An 8,864-nucleotide genomic window follows, 5' to 3' on the forward strand; every position below is an offset into this window, starting at 1 on the left:
CGTCGGCCGCCCGACTGGCCGCCGGCAAGGCCCAGCTGGCCGCCGCCGAGCAGCAGATGACCGCGGCCGGCATGTCCGCCGAGGCCATCGACGCCCAGCTTGGCCAGCAGAAGGCTGCCCTCGCCGCGGGCCAGGAGAAGCTCGACGCCGGGACCAAGGAACTCGAGGCCGGCGCGGCCAAGCTCGCCCTGGCCAAACGCCAGTTGGAGGCCTCGCAGGGCATGCGGTTCGTATCCGAGGACGGCACTGCGGCAATCGCCCAGGTCCAGTTCAAGACCTCGATCAACGGGCTGGCCCCCGCCGTGCGCCAGCAGGTCCAGGACATCGCCCACGAAGTCTCCTCCGCCGGCGTGACCGCCCTGGCCAGCAAGGAAATCACGGAGGATGTTTCGGAGTTGTTCGGCATCTCGGAGATCCTCGGCATCGCCATCGCGGCGCTGGTGCTCATCGTCATGCTGGGAACCCTGATCGCCGCCGGGCTTCCCCTGCTAATGGCCCTGGTCGGTGTGGCGGTGGGCGTCGGCGGCACCTTTGCCCTCAGCGGCGCCGTCAACATGAGTTCCATCTCCCCGATGTTGGCGCTTATGCTGGGCCTCGCCGTCGGCATCGACTACTCCCTGTTCATCGTCAATCGTCACCGCGGCCAGCTCCTGGCCGGCATGGACGGCGAGGAATCCGTCGCCCTCGCCACCGGCACCTCGGGCAACGCGGTGCTGTTCGCGGGCCTGACCGTCATCATCGCCCTCGCGGCCCTCGTGATCCCGGGCCTTCCCTTCCTGGCCGTGATGGGCCTGTCCGCCGCCGCAACGGTGGCAGTCGCCGTCGTTGTCGCCCTGACCCTCACCCCCGCCGTGCTGTCCCTGATCGGGCCCCGGCTCATCTCCCGCCGGGTCTGGGCCAAGGCGGAAAAGCACAACGCCGCCCCCGGCCACGAGAGCGCGGACCGTGCCCGCGACGAACGCCGCAGCAAACAGGGCTGGGGCGGACTCGTCACCCGGCACCCGGTCCTGGCACTGCTGGCCGGTGTCCTGCTGTTGGGCATCGTGGCGCTGCCGGCCAGCCAGTTGCGGCTCGCGCTGCCCGACGGCGGGTCCGAGCCTGTGGAGTCGCAGGCGTTCAAGGCCTATGACGTCACCGGCCGCAGCTTCGGCGAAGGCATGACTGGGCCGATCGTGGTGGTGGGCGACTTCCCGGCCGGCCTGAGCGCGGAGGAAGCCACAGCCAAGCAGCTCGACGTCGCCGACATCCTCCGTGGCACTGGCAACGTCACCGCCGCCATTCCTGTGGCGCTGAGCGAGGACCGCCGCACCGCGGTGTTCCAGGTCATCCCGCGGGAGGGCCCGGCCAGCGCGAGCACTGTCCAGGTGGTCTCCGAGCTGCGCGCCGAAAAGGACCGCATCAAGGAATCCACCGGGGTCAGCATCGGCCTCACGGGGCAGACTGCCGGCAACGTCGACGTCTCCGCCAAACTCGGCGATGCCCTGCCCCCGTACCTGGCCATCGTCGTCGGGCTGTCCCTGATCCTGCTGTTGCTCGTGTTCCGCTCCATCGTGGTGCCTCTGCTGGCCACGGGCGGTTTCCTGCTCTCGCTCGCGGCCGCCTTCGGAGCCGTCGTCGCGGTCTACCAGTGGGGCTGGCTGGGAACGGTGTTCGGCGTCGAAAACCCGGGCGCCGTGCTGAGCTTCCTGCCAATCATCCTGATCGGCGTGCTGTTCGGGCTGGCCATGGACTACCAGGTGTTCATCACCTCGGGCATGCGTGAGTCCTTCATGCACGGGGAATCGGCCCGGCATGCGGTCCGCACCGGCTTCAGCCATGCCGCGTCCGTAGTCACCGCCGCCGCCATCATCATGGTCAGCGTGTTCGCCGGCTTCATCTTCTCGCACCTGAACATGGTCCGGCCGCTTGGCTTCGCGATGGCCTTCGGTGTCCTGGTGGACGCGTTTGTGGTCCGCATGACGATCGTTCCGGCCGTGATGTACCTTCTCGGCGACAAGGCGTGGTGGCTGCCCCGCTGGCTGGACCGGATCCTGCCGGACGTCGATGTCGAGGGCGCCAAGCTCCGGCCCGCGGCTTCAGCCTCAGCTTCGGCCGACAGCGAGCCCGAGCCGGAGGAGATCGGCGCGCGCTAAAGCCCGACGAGTTGCCCTAAAGCCGCCCGCTGATCATTCTGATCGGCGGGCGGCTTTTTCGTGCGTGCAAGCCTGGACAGCTTGAGAACCGTTCGACGCTCAAGCCGCCAGTGAGCCTGAGGGCCGCATACGCTTGAGCGTCTTCGCGCGATGGCGCTCGTCGCGGCGCTGGCGGCGGGAATCCGCGCTCGCTTCGCCGGTAGGCGATCCGGGCAGGGGCGGCGCGGTGGAGTGGTAGGTGTGGCCGGTGGGGGTGGTGAGTTCGATGGTGTGCCTGCTGCTTCTGCGGTTGCCGGGTTCGGCTTCAGGGCTGGGGCGTGCTCTCCAGCCGGGGGATTCCTTGGTGTGGTTGCAGGCTTCGCAAAGTCCGGCGGCGTTGTCCGTGGTGGTCGGGCCGCCGGTGTGCCAGGGAATGATGTGGTCCAGGTGGCGGATGGGCGCGTCGCAGTAGGGGGTGCGGCAGGTGTCGTCGCGGGCCTGGATGAAGCGGCGGTGCCCGGGCGGGAAGAGCCGGGCGCGGGAGTCCAGCCCCACGAGCTCGCCGGTGCCGGGGTGGGTGTAGAGCCGCCGGAGCCAGAGGTTGAAGTTCCGGTCCTCGGCGTTCGTCCCGGCGCCGATGCGTTCCCGGGCCCAGCCGGCGGGGACGGTGCCGTAGCCGGGCAGGACGGCCGGTTCGGCGTCGCCCTGGAAGAGGGTGCGGTCGGTGATGACGAGCTGGATTTCGACGCCGGTGATCCCGCCGGGGGTGCCGGTGGTGCGTTCGACCAGGGCATCGGCCATGAGCTGCCCGCGGCCCCTCGGGTCCCCGGCGGCGCGGAGGGTGTCGGCGTGCCCGGTGAGGGCCTTGTAGACGGCGACGCCGGCGGTCACGGGCAGCAGGGCGGTGAGGTGGCAAATGGTGTCGGGGGCCGGGCGGAGGCTGACGCGCCGCTCACTGGCGGCGTGCGCGGCGCGTTCGGTGACGGAGCGGGGGTCACGCCGGTACGCGGCGGCCCGGGCCGCGGCGACCAGGGACCGGTCACCGGCCCCGGCGAACGTCCCGGCGTCGGGCGCCAATTCCTCGTCGACGGCGGCCCGGTCCGCGGCGCTCAGGCAGGCGGTTTCGCGCACCAGCAGGGTGGCGCGCCATTCGTTCAGCTGCCCGGTTTCCAGGGCGGTGAGGGTGTGCGGCATCTCGGTGATCAGGGCTTTGGCCAGGCCCAGGAGCCGGCCGCCCCTGGCCGGGGATTCGCGCCGGGCCAGGGCAATCTGCGCGCCGACCCCGGCGCCAAGCTTCTCGGCCGGGACCCCGAGCCGGGCTTGTTCGCGGCGCTGGAGCAGATCGAAGGCCACGGCGTGCCGGGCCTGCCGGGCTGCCATGGCGGACTTCAGGTCCTCCAGGTCCCGGATCTCGTCGATCAGTGCTGCAGCGCTGTCCGGGGCCGGGAGGAAGGCCAGGATCCGGGCCAGTTCAGCGACGGTCCCCGCAGTTACCGGTGCCGGGTCTGCCGGAATCGTCTCGGGCCCCTGATTGCCGTCCATGAGTTAAGTGTCCCTGCGGGCTATGACATTTATGGCCCTCCGGAGCCGTTCCACCGCTTCGGAAGCCATCGGCGACCTTCCAGATCCCAACGTCACTCCCGAAACGCTGCCCAGGAAAACGTCGAGCTGAAGACGCGTCCGCAACGCGTCGAGCGCAGAGTGAAACTCGTCAAGCCGTCGGTATTGCTCGATCATCCCGGCGCAATCTTCGGCCTGACGCAGGTCCCGGAGTACGCGGGAGCAGAATGCGAGCAAATCCTGGACGCCGCCGTCACTGCTCCCGGCGCGGCCGAGGCCGTAGTCGCCGTCTCCCGCCGGAACCACTTCGGGCCCCTGATTGCCGTCCATGAATCCAGTCTCCTCCGGGGATCGGACATTAATAGGGCAACCAGAAGGAGGCCGCGAGGTTAGCGGGATTGGTGGGATTCGTTGGCGGTTGTGGAGGTGCGGCCCCGAGATCCCGGCGTCCGAGGACCCACACCCGAGCGCACCGCCCCTGTCTCAAAAACGGGCACGGGTCCATCATGGGAGAGGGCGTTAGCTCTGCGCCCCAGGCGGAACCGGGCGGAGGATTGTCCATGAACCAGAGGGAATCTATCGCGACGAGTATCAGCTCGCTGCCTTCGGACCGCCGCTCGTTACTTAAAGCCGTCGGCGTCGGCGCCGCGGGTATAGCGGGCATGCCGCTGCTGGCCGCCTGCACGGCCCAAAGTGCCCCCGCCGGTACCGGAAGCAGTGCCTCCGGCGGCTCCGGTGTGCCGTCGGCGTCTCTGCTTCCGGCGCCGGAACCGCAGGTCAAACCGCTCCTGGACCAACAGAAGGTCAACGCCGCCTTGGCAAAGCTGGACGGGATTCGGCGTGCGGGAATCGGGCCGGCCCGAGACAGTGGACGCGGATACCGTCTTTCAATTGGCCTCGGTGTCCAAACCCTTGGCCTCCACGGTGGCGGCCGTGGCCGTGGGCCGCAAGGCCATCTCCTGGACGGAACCGGTGATCAACCACACCCCCGGCTTCGCCCTGAAAGACCCCTACGTCACGCGGAACGCCACGGCGGCCGACCTGTTGTCACATCAAGGCGGCCTCAGTACGGGGGCGGGCGATCTGTTGGAAGACCTCGGATTCGACCAGTCCTATATTCTCAGCCACCTCAACCAGCAGCCGCTGGACTCCTTCCGGTCGAGCTACAACTACAGCAACTTCGGCTACACGGCTGGTGCGCAGGCTGTCGCCGATGCCATGAACAAACCCTGGGCAGACCTCGCCGAAGAAGTCTTGTTCAAGCCCCTGGGCATGTCATCCACGAGCTATCGCCACGCGGACTACCAAAAGGCAACGAACAAGGCACTGATCCACGTCCCAGCCGGTAACAAGACCTGGGTGGCCAAATACACCCGGGATGCCGACGCCGAAGCACCCGCCGGCGGGGCCAGTTCCTCCGTGCGCGACCTGGCCCGCTGGATCCGCCTGCAGCTCGCCAACGGCAGCTTTGAGGGAAGCGAGGTCATCGACCCGGACGCGCTTGGTGTCACGCATGTCCCGCACGCCGTGTCGGGCCCACCGGCGACGCCGGGCGCCCGCACCCGCTTCTACGGCTTGGGCTGGAACGTCTCCTACGACGACCACGCCCGGCTCATGCTCGGGCACTCGGGGGCCTTCAACCTTGGTGCCGCGACCGCCGTCTCACTGCTCCCCGGCGAGCAGCTGGGCGTTGTGGCCCTGACCAATGGCCGGCCGCAGGGCATCCCCGAAGCGATCTGCGCCGCATTCCTGGACACGGCCCAGAACGGCGCCCCGACAGTGGACTGGATCGGATTCACCTCGGGCGTCTTCCAGAAGATCGATGAGTCGGAGAAGCCAAAAGTTGACTATTCCAAGGCACCGGCCCAGGCCAAACCGGCGCAGGGCAACAATTTCTACATCGGCAGTTACGCGAACTCCTACTACGGCCCGCTCACCGTCGCGGTGGAGAACGGCGTGCTGACCCTTGAGCTGGGCCCGGCCGGCAGGACCACCAAGTTCCCGCTCACTCATTTTGACGGCGACACCTTCAGCTTTGAATCAATCGGCGAGAACGCCAACGGTCTTGCCGGGGCAATCTTCGCCCCCGGCGCGGCTGCAGCCCCTGGTGCGGACGCCGCAGCCCGAGGCGGCACGGCTCCGAGCGTCAGGCTTGATTTCTACGATCAGACCGGGCTGGGCACCTTCACCCGCAGCTGAGCCCGGACTTCAGTGAGTGAGCTTCTTCCGTAAGCTTCAAAGAAACGCCACGAGCCCCGATCCAAGGAACCCATGCCCATCAACACACAGTCGCTGAAACAGGACGGCTTCACCGGTTTCCGGCCGCTCCAGGACCTTGACATCAACCGGATCCCGCAGAAGCCCGGGATCTTCGCGGTACTGCGGCCCGAGGGCTTCCGGCCCCAGTTCCTGGCCAGGAGCACCGCCGGCATCTTCAAGAAGAAGAACCCCACCCTCAAGGCGGACGCTCTCGACGCCGAATGGGTGGACGACGCCGATGTCCTCTTCGTGGGCAAAGCCGGCCCCGGAAGCAAGGGCAACCGCGGACTGCGCCGGCAAATCCAGGAATTCGTCGACTTCGGCGAAGGCAAGCCGCCAGGCCACTGGGACGGGCGGCTCATCTGGCAGCTCGCCGTGCCCGGGGCCCTGATCATCGCGTGGAAAGAGTTGCCCGTTGAGCAACTCAACGCGGCCGAAGCCCGGTACCATGCCGCATTCATCGAAGAATACGGCCGCCTGCCGTACGCCAACTTAGTCCAGGCGCGCGTCAAAGGTGCTTAGCCGCCGTACGTGAACCGTCCCCCCACTAACGTGGCGGCCACCGGCATGGCCGCAAAATCCGCATCCGACACGGTCAGCGGGTCGGCGTCGAGCACTGCAATATCGGCGGGGTCCCCGACCCGGAGACGGCCGCGACCGCGGGTCGAGGCCGTGAGGGCCTCCTGCCGCGTGAGGGCCTGCGCGGCATGCCACGGCCCGCGGCCATCCAGCCGGTCCCGCGCCGTGGCAGCGGACATGGCAATCCACGGATCCAGGGGGGCCACCGGAGCGTCCGAGCCCAAGGCGAGAGTCGCCCCGGCGGCCAGCAATGAACGGAGCGGGAAGGACCGGTCCGTGCGCCCCGGCCAGTTCGCCTCGGCGGCGTCCCGGTCATCGAGGGCATGCGCAGGCTGGACGCTCGCGGTCACGCCCAACCGGCCGAAGCGGGCGAAATCCTCGCTCCGGACAAACTGGGCATGCTCCACCCGTCCGGCGAGGCCCGCCGCCTCAAACGCATCCAAGGCGACTTGGTTGGCCGCGTCGCCGATTGCGTGGACCGCCGGCACAAAACCCGCCTGCCGGCCCCGGACCAACAGGGCGAGCAGCTCCGCCTCGCTCACGGTCAGCAGCCCGTGGCCGCCGTTCGGATACGGGTCCACGCAATACGCTGTGCGGGTATTGAGCGAGCCGTCGATCAGCACTTTCAGGGGGCCCACGCTGAGCAGCCCGCCACTGCCGGCCACCGCCAAACCTGTCCGCAGCCCCTCTGCCGCGGCCCGGTCCAGGTCCTGCGGATAGACGCCCGCTTCAACCCGCAGGGCAGCGAAGCCGCCGGAGATCCTCCGCAGCCAGGCGTCGCGGTTCCATGTCATCTCGAAGTCCACAATCCCGACCACGCCCCGCGCGGCCGCAGCCTGACCTGCCTGCCGCACCCACGGATCCACCACCGCGTCCGGCAGCTGGCCAAGCTCCCGGGTCAGGGCGAACGCCGGTTCTTCCCGGAGCAGGCCGCCCGCATCCACCGGCATTCCGTACTGTTGGGCCGCTGCGGAGTTGAGCCAGACACAGTGGAGGTCGTGGCTGATCAGGGCCGTAGGCCGGCCGCGTGTCACGCCGTCCAGGAGGTCCAGACTGGGCAGGTCATGCCAGATGGCATCGCGGAAACCGACGCCCACCAGCGTCTGGACGGGACCCGGAGCTCCGGCGCCGCTTCCGGTCCCGGTGCTAGTGTCCCCGGCGATATGGGCCCCGACGACGGCGGCCGCCTCGCGCGCCGAGCCGGCACTGGAGAGGTCAAGCCGGTTGGAGGCCAGCGCCCACTGCGTCATATGACCGTGCTCATCCCACAGCCCAGGAATGACGTAGCGGCCCTCCAGATCCATCACCCTGGTTGCAGCGGGGAGCGCACCCGAGCCCGGGCGCGAAGGGATGATCGCTGACACGGCCCCGGCGCGAAGATGAACGTCGAAGCATATTTCCTCCCCGGGGTGCCGCACGGAGGCCAGCACGAGATCCGGGGGTCGGCAGGGATCGAGCGGATCAGACATAGGAACAGGCTAGGCGGGCGACGCCGCAGGACCCAACAGGCGCACACGGGACTTTCGCCCCTTACCTCTGCCACGAGCGCCCCCCAAGCTGAATGTGTGGGGAGGTTGCTGCACGGCCAGTTGGGGGACGTCTCGAGCGAAGAACCACTTCACGTAGATACGGCACGGGTCTCACCGCGAATTGGGGAAGGAAATGGCGTTTGCACTTTCCGGCTTCAGCAGGAAAAGGCAGGAGACCACGGCCACATGAGTATCCATCACCATTCGGGGGACCCTAAACTCAAGGTGCTCATCCGCCTGGACGCCGACGCCGAAACAGCTCGGATCGACGTGCATGGTGTGGTGACCGTGGCCAACGTGCGGGCACTGTATGTCGTTTGCCGCCGCGTCACAAGCAAGCTTCCCGGGTTCGAACTCGTGCTCGACCTCGCCCATGCCCGGGTGTCGGCCGCCGCGATCGAGGAACTCCGTGAGCGTGCCCGCGCCTCGTTGCTGTATTCGGGAATCGATGGCACGGAGACTCCGTGCCGTCTGCGCCTCGTGGACCCGCTGGTCATCCTCAAAACCAAGGAGCACGTATGAAAGCCCTCGTCTATGGCGGTCCCGGGGAGAAATCGTGGACCGAGGTCCCCGATCCCACAATCCAGAATCCCAGCGATGTGATCGTCAAAGTGGACACCACCACCATCTGTGGGACCGATCTGCACATCCTCAAAGGCGACGTCCCCGCGGTGGCCAAGGGCCGCATCCTGGGCCACGAAGGGGTCGGCACCATCACGGAGATCGGCGCCTCCGTGACCAGCCTCAAGGTCGGGGACCGCGTCATCATTTCGTGCATCAAGTCCTGCGGGCACTGCGCCAACTGCAAGACAGGCCTGTACTCCCA

Annotated in this window: 8 protein-coding genes; 5 read left to right on the forward strand and 3 right to left on the reverse strand. The window is 68.1% G+C overall.

Features of this window, described 5'->3' with window-relative positions; genetic code table 11:
• Window positions 1-2,132, forward strand: a 2,132-nt coding sequence (locus tag LQV45_RS12500; protein WP_230007306.1) for an MMPL family transporter, incomplete at its 5' end; no start/stop codon positions are given.
• Window positions 2,133-2,231: 99 nt separating this feature from the next.
• On the opposite strand, the gene LQV45_RS12505 is transcribed toward LQV45_RS12500, so the two are convergent.
• Window positions 2,232-3,653 (reverse strand): HNH endonuclease signature motif containing protein, encoded by a 1,422-nt coding sequence (locus tag LQV45_RS12505; protein ID WP_230007307.1) that lies wholly within the window; start codon window positions 3,651-3,653, stop codon window positions 2,232-2,234.
• A gap of 3 nt (window positions 3,654-3,656) precedes the next feature.
• Entirely contained in the window at window positions 3,657-4,001 is a 345-nt protein-coding gene (locus LQV45_RS12510) for a hypothetical protein (protein WP_230007308.1), read from the reverse strand.
• Between the two features lie 537 nt (window positions 4,002-4,538).
• Here LQV45_RS12510 and LQV45_RS12515 point away from each other — a divergent pair.
• Both LQV45_RS12515 and LQV45_RS12520 read left to right on the forward strand, forming a co-directional pair.
• Complete coding sequence (locus LQV45_RS12515; protein WP_230007313.1) at window positions 4,539-5,870, forward strand: serine hydrolase; 1,332 nt, start codon at window positions 4,539-4,541, stop codon at window positions 5,868-5,870.
• 72 nt (window positions 5,871-5,942) lie between these two features.
• On the forward strand, window positions 5,943-6,452 hold the full coding sequence (locus LQV45_RS12520) for a hypothetical protein (RefSeq protein ID WP_230007309.1): 510 nt from the start codon (window positions 5,943-5,945) through the stop codon (window positions 6,450-6,452).
• Here LQV45_RS12520 and LQV45_RS12525 read toward each other — a convergent pair.
• Window positions 6,449-7,978: an amidohydrolase gene (locus tag LQV45_RS12525; RefSeq protein ID WP_230007310.1), complete on the reverse strand. Its 1,530-nt coding sequence runs from the start codon at window positions 7,976-7,978 to the stop codon at window positions 6,449-6,451. The genes LQV45_RS12520 and LQV45_RS12525 overlap by 4 nt on opposite strands.
• Before the next feature lie 246 nt (window positions 7,979-8,224).
• On the opposite strand from LQV45_RS12525, the gene LQV45_RS12530 reads away from it, so the two are divergent.
• A complete protein-coding gene (locus tag LQV45_RS12530) occupies window positions 8,225-8,560 on the forward strand; it encodes a hypothetical protein (RefSeq protein WP_230007311.1) in 336 nt (111 codons plus the stop codon).
• A partial coding sequence (locus LQV45_RS12535) for an alcohol dehydrogenase catalytic domain-containing protein (RefSeq protein ID WP_230007312.1) occupies window positions 8,557-8,864 on the forward strand: 308 nt, incomplete at its 3' end. The genes LQV45_RS12530 and LQV45_RS12535, both read left to right, overlap by 4 nt.

Source organism: Microbacterium sp. Bi128, assembly GCF_918698205.1.